Source organism: Delftia sp. WSY_7 (assembly GCF_043104845.1).
Lineage (GTDB): Bacteria > Pseudomonadota > Gammaproteobacteria > Burkholderiales > Burkholderiaceae_C > Comamonas > Comamonas tsuruhatensis.
The window spans coordinates 1-14,398 of record NZ_JBICLB010000018.1; the positions used below are offsets into that span (position 1 = coordinate 1).

12 protein-coding genes, 4 tRNA genes and 1 pseudogene are annotated in these 14,398 nt (G+C 65.0%); 8 read left to right on the forward strand and 9 right to left on the reverse strand.

Going from position 1 to position 14,398, the window contains the following annotated elements; all coding sequences use genetic code 11:
• Positions 1–101 precede the first annotated feature (101 nt).
• The 5 genes from ACF8ME_RS08785 to ACF8ME_RS08805 form a co-directional block, all read right to left on the reverse strand.
• Positions 102–176, reverse strand: a tRNA-Thr gene (locus ACF8ME_RS08785).
• Between the two features lie 43 nt (positions 177–219).
• A tRNA-Gly gene (locus ACF8ME_RS08790) sits at positions 220–293 on the reverse strand.
• Positions 294–348: 55 nt separating this feature from the next.
• Positions 349–434, reverse strand: a tRNA-Tyr gene (locus ACF8ME_RS08795).
• A gap of 90 nt (positions 435–524) precedes the next feature.
• Positions 525–600, reverse strand: a tRNA-Arg gene (locus ACF8ME_RS08800).
• 82 nt (positions 601–682) lie between these two features.
• Positions 683–1,321, reverse strand: a complete 639-nt coding sequence (locus tag ACF8ME_RS08805) for a TetR family transcriptional regulator (RefSeq protein WP_026061988.1) — start codon at positions 1,319–1,321, stop codon at positions 683–685.
• Positions 1,322–1,513: 192 nt separating this feature from the next.
• Between ACF8ME_RS08805 and ACF8ME_RS08810 the strand changes: the two genes are divergently transcribed.
• The 4 genes and pseudogenes from ACF8ME_RS08810 to ACF8ME_RS08825 form a co-directional block, all read left to right on the forward strand.
• Positions 1,514–2,806, forward strand: a complete 1,293-nt coding sequence (locus ACF8ME_RS08810) for an efflux RND transporter periplasmic adaptor subunit (RefSeq protein ID WP_016448485.1) — start codon at positions 1,514–1,516, stop codon at positions 2,804–2,806.
• A gap of 15 nt (positions 2,807–2,821) precedes the next feature.
• Positions 2,822–5,977 (forward strand): efflux RND transporter permease subunit, encoded by a 3,156-nt coding sequence (locus ACF8ME_RS08815; RefSeq protein WP_016448486.1) that lies wholly within the window; start codon positions 2,822–2,824, stop codon positions 5,975–5,977.
• Positions 5,970–7,424, forward strand: a complete 1,455-nt coding sequence (locus ACF8ME_RS08820) for an efflux transporter outer membrane subunit (protein ID WP_046987756.1) — start codon at positions 5,970–5,972, stop codon at positions 7,422–7,424. The genes ACF8ME_RS08815 and ACF8ME_RS08820 overlap by 8 nt, the downstream gene beginning before the upstream one ends.
• A gap of 208 nt (positions 7,425–7,632) precedes the next feature.
• Positions 7,633–8,163, forward strand: a pseudogene (locus tag ACF8ME_RS08825) (c-type cytochrome); the annotation flags it as partial.
• Positions 8,164–8,220: 57 nt separating this feature from the next.
• Here ACF8ME_RS08825 and ACF8ME_RS08830 read toward each other — a convergent pair.
• Positions 8,221–8,772, reverse strand: coding sequence for a DUF2946 family protein (locus tag ACF8ME_RS08830; protein WP_016453557.1), 552 nt, complete (start codon positions 8,770–8,772; stop codon positions 8,221–8,223).
• A 5-nt stretch (positions 8,773–8,777) separates the two neighbouring features.
• On the reverse strand, positions 8,778–9,764 hold the full coding sequence (locus ACF8ME_RS08835) for a YheT family hydrolase (RefSeq protein ID WP_392416083.1): 987 nt from the start codon (positions 9,762–9,764) through the stop codon (positions 8,778–8,780).
• 145 nt (positions 9,765–9,909) lie between these two features.
• Here ACF8ME_RS08835 and ACF8ME_RS08840 point away from each other — a divergent pair, with 145 nt between their 5' ends.
• From ACF8ME_RS08840 to ACF8ME_RS08855, 4 genes are all read left to right on the forward strand, one after another.
• Entirely contained in the window at positions 9,910–10,497 is a 588-nt protein-coding gene (locus tag ACF8ME_RS08840; protein WP_016448491.1) for a LemA family protein, read from the forward strand.
• A 33-nt stretch (positions 10,498–10,530) separates the two neighbouring features.
• Positions 10,531–11,415, forward strand: coding sequence for a TPM domain-containing protein (locus ACF8ME_RS08845; RefSeq protein ID WP_392416090.1), 885 nt, complete (start codon positions 10,531–10,533; stop codon positions 11,413–11,415).
• A gap of 1 nt (position 11,416) precedes the next feature.
• Positions 11,417–11,959, forward strand: a complete 543-nt coding sequence (locus tag ACF8ME_RS08850; RefSeq protein WP_392416085.1) for a TPM domain-containing protein — start codon at positions 11,417–11,419, stop codon at positions 11,957–11,959.
• Positions 11,960–12,058: 99 nt separating this feature from the next.
• Positions 12,059–12,319 (forward strand): hypothetical protein, encoded by a 261-nt coding sequence (locus tag ACF8ME_RS08855; RefSeq protein ID WP_016448494.1) that lies wholly within the window; start codon positions 12,059–12,061, stop codon positions 12,317–12,319.
• Positions 12,320–12,384: 65 nt separating this feature from the next.
• Here the strand turns inward: ACF8ME_RS08855 and ACF8ME_RS08860 are convergent, their stop codons facing one another.
• Together ACF8ME_RS08860 and atpD are read right to left on the reverse strand one after the other, a co-directional pair.
• On the reverse strand, positions 12,385–12,801 hold the full coding sequence (locus ACF8ME_RS08860; RefSeq protein ID WP_012202358.1) for a F0F1 ATP synthase subunit epsilon: 417 nt from the start codon (positions 12,799–12,801) through the stop codon (positions 12,385–12,387).
• Between the two features lie 160 nt (positions 12,802–12,961).
• Positions 12,962–14,371 carry a F0F1 ATP synthase subunit beta gene (atpD, locus tag ACF8ME_RS08865; RefSeq protein WP_012202357.1) on the reverse strand — a complete coding sequence of 470 codons (1,410 nt, stop codon included), beginning with the start codon at positions 14,369–14,371 and terminating at the stop codon, positions 12,962–12,964.
• Positions 14,372–14,398 lie beyond the last annotated feature (27 nt).

The window sequence follows — 14,398 nt, forward strand, 5'->3', positions numbered from 1 at the left end:
CGCTCGAATTTTTCTTTAGCCATTTTTCCGACTCCGAAAAAAATCTAAATCACTACAACAGGATTTGGCGCAACCCCATCTAGCGAGCGCACCAGAGAGAATGGTGCCCATGGGCAGGATCGAACTGCCGACCTCTCCCTTACCAAGGGAGTGCTCTACCACTGAGCCACATGGGCCTTGAAGCCGCCGAAGCAACCTCAAAAAACTTTGCTTGCAAACTGGAGCGGGAGACGGGAATCGAACCCGCGTCATTAGCTTGGAAGGCTAGGGTTCTACCATTGAACTACTCCCGCACAGATTGACTGCACGCTGCCACCTTTTCAGATGACTTCTCTTCTTCACCATTACTGGTGGAGGGGACTGGATTCGAACCAGTGTAGGCGTAAGCCAACAGATTTACAGTCTGCCCCCTTTAGCCACTCGGGCACCCCTCCGAAGAGATTTGAATTCTAGCACCGTTTTTTTCGTCTGAAAAAATTCAGTGCATTTTTTTCTCAGGCCACCGAGGCGATCCAAGAAAAATGTGGCGCGGCTGGCGGGGATCGAACCCACGACCCTTGGCTTCGGAGGCCAATACTCTATCCACTGAGCTACAGCCGCTCAAGGCATCGCTGCCCTGCACAAGCCGATGATTGTCGCATGACTTTGCACTACCGCGTACAAGCCCCGCGGCCCCGCCCGCTCATTGGGCAGGAGCCTCCGAAACCGTGAAGCCCAGCCCGCGCAGGCAGACATCCACCGCCTGGGCACCCACTTGCTTGAGATCGAAAGCCCGCCCCAGCAGCCAGCTCTGCAGCAGCCCGTCAAACATGGCGCACAGTGCGATCGATGCCTGGTGCGCCGACATGGGCATGGTGACTGCATGGCTTTCGGCGGCGGCACACAGCGCCAGCTCCAGCCGGGACGAAAAGGAGTCCAGTGCCGCACGATTGCGCTCCTGCACCGGCATGAGTTCGCCCACGTACTCCACCTTGAGCAACAGGATCTCGAAGACGCGCCGCGTGCTGTCGTCATCCGCAATGCGCCCGAAGACCACCGCCATCAGGCGCCGCACATATTCCAGCGCATCGCATTCGGAGTCATCTTCGCAGTCGCCCTGAGCGGCCTGCTCCAGCGGGAGCGTGACGCGATCCAGCATGGCATAGAAGAGATCCAGCTTGTCCTTGAAATGCCAGTAGACCGCACCGCGCGTGGCGCCGGCTCGCTGGGCAATCTCGTTGAGCGAGGCCCGGGCGACACCCTGCTCGTAGAACACTTGCTCCGCAGCGTCCAGCAGACTGTTGCGCGTTGCAAACGCATCTTCTTTCGTTCGTCGTGCCAAGATGTATTTCCTTCCATCGTTGAGCCCGGCCATGCCACGCTACGCCATGCTTCGCGCCGCCTTGCAGCAACTGCGGTCATTATACATTCATGTATGTATGTATAATCCGTGACTTGCCCGTGGACACGGGCGTTCCGGATAGCGCTGACCGGAACGTCAACATCGTTATTTGATTCAGCACAAGGACCCATCATGCCCAGCACACGCAGCAATGTGTCAGCCGCTCCGTCCCCTTACAACAGTCTGCGCCTCACCACCGTGGCCCTGGCCGTCACCGCCGCAATGGCCATGGCCGCCTGCGGGAAAAAGCCCGAAGAACAAGCTGCCGCACAGCAGCAGATGCCCGCCGTCCCTGTAGGTGTGGTGGTGGCCACCCCCGCCGATGTGGGACTTGTGACCGAGTTGCCCGGCCGCGTGGACGCGCGCCGCGTGGCCCAGATCCGGGCCCGTAGCGCCGGCATCGTGCAGGAGCGCCTGTTCAAGGAAGGCAGCGACGTGAAGGCCGGCCAGGTGCTGTACCGCATCGATCCGGCGCCCTACCAGGCGACGCTGCAAAGTGCCAAGGCCACGCAGGCCCGTGCCGAGGCCAACCAGGCCCAGGCACTGGCGCAACTGGAACGCTACCGCCCGCTGGTTGCCGCCAACGCGATCAGCAAGCAGGACTTCGTCAATGCAGAGGCTGCCTACAAGCAGGCCCAGGCTGACGTCGCGGCCGGCAAGGCCTCCGTGCGGACCGCCGAGATCAATCTTGGCTATACCAGCGTCACCGCCCCCATTTCTGGCCGCATCGGCCAGTCTCTGGTGACCGAAGGCGCGCTGGTCGGCCAGGGCGAGGCGACCCCGCTGGCCGTGGTCCAGCAGATCAATCCGGTCTATGTGAATTTCACCCAGTCGTCCAGCGAAGCCTTCCGGCTGCGCCGCGCGATGGAGCAGGGCAAGCTCAAGAAGGCCGATGGCGCCGAAGCCGCCAGCGTCGAGGTGCGCCTGGACGATGGCACGGCCTACGAACTCAAGGGCAAGCTGCTGTTCACCGACCTGACCGTGGACAGCTCCACCGGCCAGGTCACGCTGCGTGCCGAGGTGCCCAATCCCAAGGGATTGCTGCTGCCCGGCATGTATGTGCGCGTGCGCATGGAGCAGGCCCAGGCGTCCAACGCCATTGCCGTGCCTCAGCAGGCGGTGACGCGCACCGAGACCGGCGACACCGTGAGCGTGGTCAGCGACGACGGCAAGATCACCAAGCGCCAAGTGAAGGTGACCACGGCCCAGAACAACCAGTGGCTGGTCAGCGAAGGCCTGCAGGCGGGCGAGAAGGTGATGGTCGACGGCTTCCAGAAGCTGCAGATGCTGCCACCCGGCACGCCGGTCAAGCCCGTACCGTGGCAGCCCGAGGCCGCAGGCGCCCAGAAGCCGGCCGGCACGGCAGCGCCAGCCCCGCAAGCCGCAGCCGATGCCAAGCCTGCGGACCAGGCAGACAAGAAGTAATCAAGGGGCTCAGCAATGGCCAAGTTCTTTATCGACAGACCGATCTTTGCATGGGTCGTCGCGCTGTTCATCATCGTCCTCGGTGGTATCGCGCTGACCAAGCTTCCGATCGCTCAATACCCCAAGGTGGCTCCTCCGGCCATCGTCATCAACACGGCCTATCCAGGCGCGTCCGCGAAGGTGCTCGAAGACAGCGTGCTGTCCGTGATCGAGCGCGAGATGAACGGCTCGCCCGGTCTGGTCTACATGGAGTCGGTGGCCCAGGCCGACGGCACGGGCAGCATCACCATCAGCTTCGAGGCCGGCACCAACGTGGACCTGGCGCAGGTGGACGTGCAAAACCGCCTCTCGCGCGCCACGCCGCGCCTGCCTGCTTCGGTGACGCAGCAGGGCGTTCGCGTGGACAAGGCGTCGTCCAACTTCCTGCTGTTCATCATGCTCTCGTCCGAGGACGCCAAGGCCTATGACACGGTGGCCCTGGGCGACTATGCCTCGCGCAACATCGTTCCCGAAATCCAGCGTGTGGCAGGCGTGGGCCAGGCACAGCTGTTCGGCACGGAAAAGGCGATGCGCATCTGGTTCGATCCCGCCAAGCTGCAGGGCTACAAGCTCTCGGCCGAGGACGTGACAGCCGCCATCCGCAGCCAGAACGCCCAGGTGGCCAGCGGCGCCATCGGCGACCTGCCCAACATCACGGGCCAGAAGATCGCCGCCACGGTGACGGTGATGGGCCAGCTGTCTTCGATCAGCCAGTTCGAGAACATCGTGCTGCGCGCCAATGCCGATGGCTCCACCGTGCGACTCAAGGACGTGGCCACCATCGAGATCGGCGGCCAGGCCTACGCGACCTCCGCCCGCCTGAACGGCAAGGATGCCGTGGGTATCGGCGTGCAGCTGACGCCCAGCGGCAATGCGCTGGCCACGGCCAAGGCCGTGCATGCACGCATGGAGGAACTGAAGAAGTTCTTCCCCAAGGGCGTGAATTACTCCATTCCCTACGACAGCTCCAAATTCGTGAGCATCTCCATCGAGAAGGTGGCCCACACGCTGCTGGAAGCCATCGTGCTGGTGTTCCTGGTGATGTACCTGTTCCTGCAGAACTGGCGCTACACGCTGATCCCGACCATCGTGGTGCCCATTGCACTGCTGGGCACCTTCGCGGTCATGCAGGCCGTGGGCTTCTCGATCAACGTGCTGGCCATGTTCGGCATGGTGCTGGTCATCGGCATCGTGGTGGACGACGCCATCGTGGTGGTGGAGAACGTCGAGCGCATCATGAGCGAGGAAGGCCTGCCGCCGCGCGAGGCCGCGATCAAGGCCATGGGCCAGATCTCGGGCGCCATCGTGGGCATTACGCTGGTGCTGATCGCGGTGTTCATACCGCTGGCTTTCTTCGCGGGGTCCACCGGCAATATCTACCGGCAGTTCTCCATCGTGATGGTCGCCTCCATCAGCTTCTCGGCCTTCATGGCGCTGACGCTGACACCGGCTCTGTGCGCAACGCTGCTCAAGCCCGTGGAGGCCGGCCACAACCACGAGAAGAAAGGCTTCTTCGGCTGGTTCAACCGCACGTTCGCACGCTCGGCCAAGTCCTATGAAGGCTGGGTGGCCCGCCTGCTCAAGCGCTCGGTGCTGATGATCGGCGTGTACCTGGCCGTGATCGCCGGTGCCGTGGTGGTGTTCCGTGGCCTGCCGACCTCGTTCCTGCCGACCGAGGACCAGGGCTACTTCATCGTCAACGTGCAACTGCCTCCTGGCGCCGCCAAGGAGCGCACGCTGGAAGTCATGAAGCAGGTCGAGGAGGCCGTGCTGCCGCAGCCCGAAGTGGCCAACATGGTCAGCGTGCTGGGCTTCAGCTTCTCCGGCCAGGGCCAGAACGCCGCCCTCGCCTTCGTGCCGCTCAAGGACTGGTCCGAACGCAAGGGAGCGGACTCCACGGTGGATGCCATGACGGGCCGCATCATGGGCATGACGGCGGGCATACGCGACGCCTTCGTGTTCGCCGTGAACCCGCCGCCCATTCCCGAACTGGGCAATGCCGTGGGCTTCTCGTTCCGCCTGCAGGATCGTGCCGGCCACGGCCACGATGCGCTGATCAATGCGCGCAACATGCTGCTGGGCATGGCCGGGCAGAGCAAGGTGCTGGCCGGCGTGCGTCCCGACGGCCTGGAAGACGCGCCGCAGCTGCGCATCGAGATCGACCGCGACAAGGCCAACGCACTGGGCGTGGACTTCACCTCGATCAATGCGGCGCTGTCCACGGCACTGGGCTCGTCCTACGTCAATGACTTCCCCAACCAGGGTCGTCTGCAGCGCGTGATCGTGCAGGCCGACGCTCCGGCCCGCATGCAGCCCGACGATCTGCTGCGCCTGAACGCGCGCAATGCCAAGGGCGATCCGGTGCCGCTGTCCACGTTCGCGACCACCAAGTGGGTCAAGGGCGCGCAGCAGACGGTGCGCTACAACGGCTACCCGGCCGTGCGCATCGAAGGCTCGGCTGCTCCGGGCTTCAGCTCGGGCGATGCCATGGACGAGATGGAAAAGCTGGCTGCCAAGCTGCCCGAAGGCTTCGGCTTCGAGTGGACCGGCCAGTCGCGTGAGGAAAAGCTGGCGGGCTCGCAAGCCATCTTCCTGTACGCCTTCGCCATCCTGGCCGTGTTCCTGTGCCTGGCCGCTCTGTACGAGAGCTGGTCGATTCCGCTGTCGGTGATTCTGGTCGTGCCGCTGGGTCTGCTGGGCGTGGTGCTTGCCACCTTGCTGCGCAACTATTCCAACGACGTGTACTTCCAGATCGGACTGGTGACGGTGATCGGCCTGTCGGCAAAGAACGCCATCCTGATCGTGGAGTTCGCCAAGGACCTGCAGGCCGAAGGCAAGGGCCTGATCGAGGCCGCGCTGGAAGCCGCACACCTGCGGTTCCGGCCCATCATCATGACCTCGCTGGCCTTCGGCCTGGGCGTGGTGCCTCTGGTGATCGCCTCCGGCGCCAGCTCCGCCAGCCAGCGTGCCATCGGCACCGGCGTGCTCGGCGGCATGATCACCGGCACCGTGCTGGCCGTGCTGTTCGTGCCCACCTTCTTCGTCGTGGTGCGCAAGCTGTTCAAGGGCAAGATCAAAACGCACAACCCGCCGTCCACACCGGCCGGCAAGGAGGCCTTGAGCCATGATTAATCGCAGTACCCCGGTGGCCATCGCCACCGCCGTGCTCCTGGCGGGATGCTCGCTCATCCCCACCTACGAGCGCCCTGCCGCTCCGGTCGCGGCCCAATACACCCGCGCGAACGCCACTGCTGCGGCAGAAGGCGGAACGGCTGCCGCACAGCTGCCCTGGCAGGATTTCTTCCAGGACGCACGCCTGCAGCAACTGGTGCGCACCGCGCTGGACAACAACCGCGACCTGCGCGTGGCCGCGCTCAATATCGAGCGCGCCCAGGCGCAGTACCGGATCACGCGCGCCGACCAGTTCCCGACGGTCGGTGCAGGCGTCAACGCCAGCCGCGCCCCGAATACCACGGGCTCCGGCACCAAGTACGTCAACAGCTACCAGGTCGGCCTGGCCGTGACCTCCTGGGAGCTGGACTTCTTCGGGCGCATCGGCAGCCTGAAGGAAGCGGCCCTGGCCCAGTACCTGGCCACCGAGGAAGCGCGCCGCGCCGCGCAGACCAGCCTGGTGGCCGCCGTGGCCAGCGGCTGGTACACGCTGCTGGCCGACGAGCAGTTGCTGAAGATCTCGCGCGACACGCTGCAGACCCGCGAAGAGTCGATCAAGCTGACCAAGCTGCGCTTCGACACGGGCGTGGCCTCCGAGCTGGACTACCGCCAGGCCGTCTCGCTGACCGAAGCTGCGCGCGCCACCCTGGCGCAGCAGCAGCGCCAGCGTGCCCTGGACGAGAACGCCCTGGTGCTGCTGCTGGGCCAGGCGCTGCCTGCGGACGTGGTCGCCAGCCTGGGCTCCAGCCAGGGCCTGCGCGACACGGCCGACCTGCCTGCAGTGCCGGCCGGCCTGCCGTCTGACCTGCTCACGCAGCGCCCCGACATCCGCCAGGCCGAGCAGCAACTGATCAGCGCCAATGCCAACATCGGCGCGGCGCGTGCGGCCTTCTTCCCGCGCATCACGCTGACCGGGCAGTTCGGCACGGCCAGCAACGAGCTGTCGGGCCTGTTCAAGAGCGGCAGCTGGGGTTTCACCCTGGCGCCCTCGGCCCTGCTGCCCATCTTCGATGCGGGCCGCAACTCGGCCAATCTGGCTGCGGCCAAGGTCGATCGCGAAGTCGCCATTGCGCAGTACGAGAAGTCCATCCAGAGCGCCTTCCGCGAAGTCTCCGACGCACTGGACAGCCAAGGCACGCTGCGTGACCAGATCATGGCCCAGCGCGCCCAGCTCGAAGCCGAGCAGGCACGCCTGAAGCTGTCCGACCTGCGCTACAGCAACGGCGTGGCCAGCTACCTGGACCTGCTGGACGCACAGCGCACCCTGTTCGCGCTGGAGCAATCCACCGTGAGCGTGCGCCTGGCGCAACTGCTCAATCAGATCGAGCTGTACAAGGCTCTGGGCGGCGGCTGGACCGACAGGACGGCGACAGCGGCTGCAACCACGCAAACTCCCGCGCAGCAATAACCGCATCTGCCGCGCCAACCGCAAAGAGGCGTTCACCGCAAGGTGAACGCCTCTTTGTCATTCAGTGCGGCAAGCATTTGCCAATTGCTTGATCCATCTCATGGCATATGTGCGTCCCAGGTCAACCCGGGTCTGCGCGCAGTGTCTGCAAGAGGGCCGTCGATATAATTTGTTGTTGACTCACGCCCCCACAACACAAGAGGACTTCATGAGCGCAACCCACACCGAAGAAGCCCATACGGGCCCGATCAAGAATCCCAGGCAACTGCTGATAGCGGTGTTTTTCTCGTTCGTGGTTCCGGTGTTCGTGATCATCGGCCTCGTGCAGTACGTGAGTTCGGCCGACAAGTCCGGTGCCGGCGCTTCCCAGACCGAAATGGCCAAGGCTCAGCGCCTGCAGAAGATCGGCCTTGTGGAGATCCGTGATGCCAACCGCCCCCTGCGCGCGGGCGAAGAGGTCTACAAGGGCCAGTGCGCCGCTTGCCACGCCACGGGCGCTGCAGGAGCACCCAAGTTCGAGGATGCTGCGGCCTGGGGCCCTCGCCTTGCACAGGGACTGGAAGGCCTGGTGCACTCGGCACTCAAGGGCAAGGGCGCCATGGCCCCTCAGGGTGGCGGCGACTTCAACGACACCGAAATTGCACGCGGCGTGGTCTACATGGCCAACGCAGCGGGCGGCAAGTTCGAAGAACCCAAGGCCCCTGCCGCAGAAGGCGCCGCGGCAGAAGGCGCAGCAGCCCCCGCCAATTGAGCAACACGCGGGACTTCTGGAACCAACCGGCTTCGGCCGGTTTTTTCATGCCCGCGCAGGACTGCGCACGAAACCGTAGCGCTGCGGCAACGCCTCGGCCCGCACCTCTTCACAGGCCGGCAACGCGCCCGCCTCCAGCGCAGCCGCGGCATCGATCATGTCCTGCGTATGGACCAGGCCCAGGCCGGAAGGCGTCGCCAGGTACAGGCGCCCCGTCTCGTCCATCAGCGCTTCGGTGATGGCCCCGGCATCCAGTTCGGCTCCTGTATGGCTGTGCATCTGCAGGCCCTCGCCATCCCAGCGCAACCGCCATATCCAGGGAGCATTCTCCAGCTCCACATACACGCGCTGGGGACCGTTCTGGAAGAACCATCGACCATCGGGCTCGGCCAGGTAGTTGCGGGCGATGAAGTCCGCCAGCTTTTCGTTGCGCACCTCCGCGCCCTTGGCTCCCGGGATTGCGCTGTCGAAAGCACCGCTGGCCTGGGCCTGTTCATCGCGCAGATACCAGCGCCCGCGCTCGTCCAGCCCCAGCCAGCCGCTGCAGGCAGGCACATGGGGCCATTTGGCCATGGCCTGCTTCACGATATCGTCCATTGCATTCATCCTTTTTCGCTGTGTGCCAGCCACTGCGTGACGGCCTGCGGCATGGCCAGTACATGTCCCGGCCAACGCCCCTGTGCAAAACCCACATGACCGCCGTGCGGCGGATGCCACAGCGTAACCCGCGGGCCGACTTCGCCTGGCGCCGGCAGGCTGTACGAAGGGACAAAGGGATCGTCCAGCGCATTGAGCAGCAGTGCAGGCACGGCAATGCTGCCCAGCAGCGGTTTGGCCGCCGCCCGATGCCAATAGTCCTGCGCGTCACGAAAGCCGTGGACCGGCGCCGTGAACGCATCGTCAAACTCTCTCAGATCACGCGCACGCAGCACGGCATCACGATCGAAGAGACCGGGAAACTGCGCCCACTTGAGCAGCGCCTTGGGCACCAGGGTGCGCAGGAACATGCGCGTGTAGATCCAGCGGTTCAGCCCTTTCCCCAGCGCCGTTCCCCCGGCGGCCAGGTCCAGCGGCGCACTCACCGCCGCCAGGGCCTGCACCACCTCGGCAGCCTTGTCCGCCTGCACGCCCGCCCAGCGTGCCAGCGCATTGCCGCCCAGGGAGACACCGACCGCATGCAGCGGGCGAGAAGACCGCTCGCGCAGGCGGCGCAGTATCCAGTCCACCTCCTGCACATCGCCCGAGTGATAGGCGCGCGGCGCCCGGTTGACCTCGCCGCTGCAGCCGCGAAAGTGCGGCACGGCCATGTGCCAGCCACGCTGTTCGGCCACACAGGCCATGGCCTGGGCATAGTGGCTGTTCGCCGAGCCTTCAAGGCCATGGAAAAGCACCAGCCATGGCGCATCGGCAGGCGGGGTGGGAGCACTGCCGAAGGCGACATCGATGAAGTCGCCATCCGGAGTATCCCAGCGCTCCCACCGCCACCGGGGTGCCGCATGGCCGGCCGGCCGACGGTGCGCGAGCAGCGCCGGCCAGATGGTCTGTGCGTGGCCACCGGGCAGCCAGCGCGCCGCGTTGAATTGATGCATAGAGCCCGTTTGCAGTCCTTGTCCCAGTCGCTGCGAATGGCCTTTGCCCTACAGGGCGGCGGGCCGGGTGCGCAGCACAATCGCCAGCGATGCGCAGCATCGTGCACGATACTGTCTTCCATTGTCGCTTTCAGGTTGTCATCTCATGAAACGTCTAATCGCCACACTTGCCACCGTTCTGGTACTGACCGGCTGCGGCTACAACGATTTCCAGCGCCTTGACGAACAGACCAAGTCGGCCTGGAGCGAGGTGCTCAACCAGTACCAGCGCCGTGCCGACCTGGTGCCCAACATCGTGGCCTCGGTCAAGGGCGAGGCCAATTTCGAGCAGGAGACCCTGACCAAGGTGGTGGAGGCGCGCGCCAAGGCCACCTCCATCCAGGCCACGCCCGAGCTGGTCAACAACCCCGAGGCCTTCAACAAGTTCCAGCAGGCGCAGGGTGAGCTGTCCAGTGCGCTGTCCCGGCTGATGGTGGTGGCCGAGCGCTATCCCCAGCTGCAGGCCAACCAGGGCTTCCGCGACCTGCGCGTCACGCTGGAGGGCACGGAGAACCGCATCACCGTGGCGCGCAACCAGTACATCCAGGCCGTGCAGTCCTACAACGTGCTGGCGCGCAGCTTTCCGACCAATCTGACGGCCAAGGTCTTCAGCTATGAGCCCAAGCCCACCTTCAGCGTGCAGAACGAGGCCGAAATCTCTCGCCCGCCCACGGTGGACTTCGGCAACAAGTAAACCGTGACCACATCCCTGGCGCCGCTCTGGCGCATGCTTTGCGCCCTGCTACTGGCAGCGTTGTTGCTGCCAGGCAGCGCGCTGGCGCAGGCTCCGCAACCCGTCCCCCCGCTGACGGCCCGGCTCATCGACCAGACGGGCACGCTGTCGCCCGACGAGGCACGGGCCATTGAAGACAGGCTGCGCAGCATTGAACAGAAGTCGGGCTCGCAGGTCGTTGTGCTGATGGTGGCCACCACGGCGCCCGAGGACATCGCCGCCTATGCCTGGCGCGTGGCCAGCGACTGGAAGATAGGCCGCCGCGACGTGGGCGACGGGCTGTTGATGGTGATTGCCAAGAACGACAGGCGCATGCGGCTGGAAGTGGCCCGCGCGCTGGAAGGCGCCATCCCCGACCTGGCGGTCGCTCGCATCATCGACCAGCAGATGACCCCGCGCTTTCGCCAGGGCGACTATGCAGGCGGCATTGCCGCTGCGCTGGACCAGGTGGCGGCACGCATTGCGGGCGAGCAGTTGCCGGCCCCCTCCCCCAATGCCCCTTCTTCCAAAAGCCCGGACCGTGGCTTCGACATGGAAGACCTGATGCTGTTCTTCTTTTTCGGTGTGGTCATCGCGGGCCCCATCCTGCGCTCGATGCTGGGCCGGCCCCTGGCCTCGGTGCTGGCAGGCACAGGCGCCGGCATTGCCGCCTATGTGGTGACCAACAGTCTGCTGGTGGCAGGCGGAGCGGGCATCGTCGCTCTGCTGTTCACCTTGCTGGGCAGCGGCCGCTCCGGCAGGGGTGGCGGTGGATGGGGCGGAGGGGGTGGCTACGGCGGTGGTTTTGGCGGAGGCGGCGGACGAAGCAGTGGCGGCGGAGGCTTCAGCTCCGGGGGAGGCGGCAGTTTTGGGGGCGGTGGCGCCTCGGGGAGTTGGTGAGATGGCGGCTGCAATCACAGGCTTTGTTCAGCGTCTGGTCCGGCTGCTGCGCCACCATTGGGCCGAAGGGCAGCTGCGGCGTGCACTCCCACCCGAGACCCTGGCGGAGCTGGAGCGCCTGATCACCATGAGCGAGCAGCGCCATACAGGACAGATCCGTATCTGCGTCGAGCCCGGCCTGCCGCCCAGCTACATCTGGCGCGATGCCTCGCCGCGCGAGCGCGCCATCACGCTGTTCGGCAAGCTGCGCGTCTGGGATACCGAGCACAACAACGGCGCCCTGATCTATCTGCTGCTGGCCGACCACGCCATCGAGATCGTCGCCGACCGCGCCCTGGCGCGCACCCTGCCTGCGCAGCAGTGGCAGACGCTGATCAGTGACATGCAGGCCGCTTTCCAGGGCGGCCACTATGCCATGGGCATGACGGCGGCGCTCGAGCGCGTGAGCCTGCTGCTGGAAACCAACTTCCCGCGCGACCCGTTGCAGCCTGTGCACGAAGGTGGCGACAATCTTCCCGATACCGTCGTGATACAGCGGCACTGAGGCAAAACGGCCCTCAGACCGAGCGCCCCCTTCATCGAGCTATCGCTGGCACGGAGGCTGTGATAGCGTCACGCCATTTCATCAAGGAGCATCCACACCATGAAGAACACCCTGGCCCGCCTGGGCCTGCTGGCCGCCGTGCTGGCCCTGAGCGCCTGCGCAAGCCCCGTCCTCGATGACTCGCAAGAGTACGACTATGTGCTCAGCTGCAAGCTGCGCGAGGACGACCCCAAGCGATGCGAGCAGCAGATCCGCGCGCTGTGCCCCGTGCCAGCCAAGGCCGTGACGCACAAGTCGCGCACGGTCGACCCCAAGGACAACGCCGTGACCTACGTCTACCAGGCCCGCTGCGGCGACTGAGACGCCTTCGCACCATGAAAAAAGCCGCCCGAGGGCGGCTTTTTTGCGGCTGGTCCCGGGAGGGCTCAGCGCTTTTGGCGGAACTTGCGCAGGGCCGCGATCTGGGCGGCCATGACGGCCAGCTCGGACTGGGCACGCGCCAGATCGACTTCGCTCTTGGCGTTCTTCAGCGCTTCCTCGGCTTCGAGCTTGGCCTTCTCGGCCTTCTCGGCGTCCAGGTCGGCACCGCGGATGGCGGTGTCGGACAGCACGGTCACGCAGTTGGGCTGCACTTCCAGGATGCCGCCGGCCACGAAGACGAACTCTTCGCTGCCGTCAGCCATCTCGATACGCACCGAGCCGGGCTTGATGCGCGTGATCAGCGGAGTGTGGCGGGGAAAAATGCCCAGTTCGCCGGATTCACCGGGCAGGGCGACAAAGCGCGCTTCACCGGAGAAGATGGACTCTTCGGCACTGACCACATCAACGTGGATGGTGTTCATCTTTGCTCCTCAGAAAAGGTAGGACTGGAACTTGGAACCGGCAGGGCCCAGATCGGGGACACCGAGCAAGGGCCGCCCCGCAGCGAGGGTGTCGTCCCCCTCCCCCGCAAAGCGGGTAGAGAGGGGGAGGCGACGCAGTCGCTCAGGGGGTGCCGCAGGCTCAAGCCGCCAGCTTCTTGGCCTTCTCGAAGGCTTCGTCGATGGTGCCAACCATGTAGAAGGCCTGCTCGGGCAGGTGATCGCACTCGCCGGCGCAGATCATCTTGAAACCACGGATGGTTTCAGCCAGCGACACGTACTTGCCGGGAGCGCCAGTGAACACTTCGGCCACGTGGAAAGGCTGCGACAGGAAACGCTGGATCTTGCGGGCGCGGGCCACGGTCAGCTTGTCTTCGGGAGCCAGCTCGTCCATGCCCAGAATGGCGATGATGTCGCGCAGTTCCTTGTAGCGCTGCAGCGTGCCCTGCACTTCGCGGGCCACCTTGTAGTGCTCTTCACCCACGACCTGGGGGTCCAGCTGGCGGCTGGTGGAGTCCAGCGGGTCGACAGCGGGGTAGATACCCAGCGAAGCGATGTCACGCGACAGCACCACGGTGGAGTCCAAGTGGGCGAACGTCGTGGCAGGCGAGGGGTCGGTCAAGTCATCGGCAGGCACGTAAACGGCCTGGATGGAAGTGATCGAACCGACCTTGGTCGAGGTGATGCGCTCTTGCAGGCGGCCCATTTCCTCGGCCAGCGTGGGCTGGTAGCCCACGGCGGAAGGCATGCGGCCCAGCAGAGCGGACACTTCGGTACCGGCCAGCGTGTAGCGGTAGATGTTGTCCACGAAGAACAGCACGTCCTTGCCTTCGTCACGGAAGGCTTCGGCCATGGTCAGGCCGGTCAGCGCCACGCGCAGACGGTTGCCCGGGGGTTCGTTCATCTGGCCGTAGACCATGGCGACCTTGGAGTCGTTCAGCGACTCCTGGTTGACCACGCCGGCGTCCGACATTTCGTGATAGAAGTCATTGCCTTCACGGGTACGTTCACCCACACCGGCAAACACCGACAGACCACCGTGGCCCTTGGCGATGTTGTTGATGAGTTCCATCATGTTCACGGTCTTGCCCACGCCGGCGCCACCGAACAGACCCACCTTGCCGCCCTTGGCGAAGGGAGAGATCAGGTCGATCACCTTGATGCCGGTTTCCAGCAGTTCCTGCGAAGGCGACAGCTCGTCATAAGCCGGTGCCTTGCGGTGGATGGGGGCCGTCAGGGCCTGATCCACGGGACCGCGTTCGTCGATGGGGTTGCCCAGCACGTCCATGATGCGACCCAGCGTCGCCTTGCCCACGGGCACGGTGATGGGGTTGCCGGTGTTGGACACCATCAGGCCACGACGCAGACCGTCGGACGAGCCCAGGGCGATGGTACGCACAACGCCGTCACCCAGCAGTTGCTGCACTTCCAGCGTCAGGGCCGAGCCGTCGAGCTTCAGGGCATCGAACACCTTGGGCATTGCGTTGCGGGGGAACTCGACGTCCACCACAGCGCCAATACATTGAACAATCTTGCCTTGCACTTGAGCCATTTTTTGCTCCAATTAGTTTGTCTGTTA

Bases quoted from the DNA above. Each gene is read 5' to 3' on its own strand.
- ACF8ME_RS08810 (WP_016448485.1), top strand. From the start codon at position 1,514: ATGCCCAGCACACGCAGCAATGTGTCAGCCGCTCCGTCCCCTTACAAC.
- ACF8ME_RS08815 (WP_016448486.1), top strand. From the start codon at position 2,822: ATGGCCAAGTTCTTTATCGACAGACCGATCTTTGCATGGGTCGTCGCG.
- ACF8ME_RS08820 (WP_046987756.1), top strand. From the start codon at position 5,970: ATGATTAATCGCAGTACCCCGGTGGCCATCGCCACCGCCGTGCTCCTG.
- ACF8ME_RS08830 (WP_016453557.1), bottom strand. From the start codon at position 8,772: ATGGACGATATCGTGAAGCAGGCCATGGCCAAATGGCCCCATGTGCCT.
- ACF8ME_RS08835 (WP_392416083.1), bottom strand. From the start codon at position 9,764: ATGCATCAATTCAACGCGGCGCGCTGGCTGCCCGGTGGCCACGCACAG.
- ACF8ME_RS08840 (WP_016448491.1), top strand. From the start codon at position 9,910: ATGAAACGTCTAATCGCCACACTTGCCACCGTTCTGGTACTGACCGGC.
- ACF8ME_RS08845 (WP_392416090.1), top strand. From the start codon at position 10,531: ATGCTTTGCGCCCTGCTACTGGCAGCGTTGTTGCTGCCAGGCAGCGCG.
- ACF8ME_RS08850 (WP_392416085.1), top strand. From the start codon at position 11,417: ATGGCGGCTGCAATCACAGGCTTTGTTCAGCGTCTGGTCCGGCTGCTG.
- ACF8ME_RS08855 (WP_016448494.1), top strand. From the start codon at position 12,059: ATGAAGAACACCCTGGCCCGCCTGGGCCTGCTGGCCGCCGTGCTGGCC.
- ACF8ME_RS08860 (WP_012202358.1), bottom strand. From the start codon at position 12,801: ATGAACACCATCCACGTTGATGTGGTCAGTGCCGAAGAGTCCATCTTC.
- atpD (WP_012202357.1), bottom strand. From the start codon at position 14,371: ATGGCTCAAGTGCAAGGCAAGATTGTTCAATGTATTGGCGCTGTGGTG.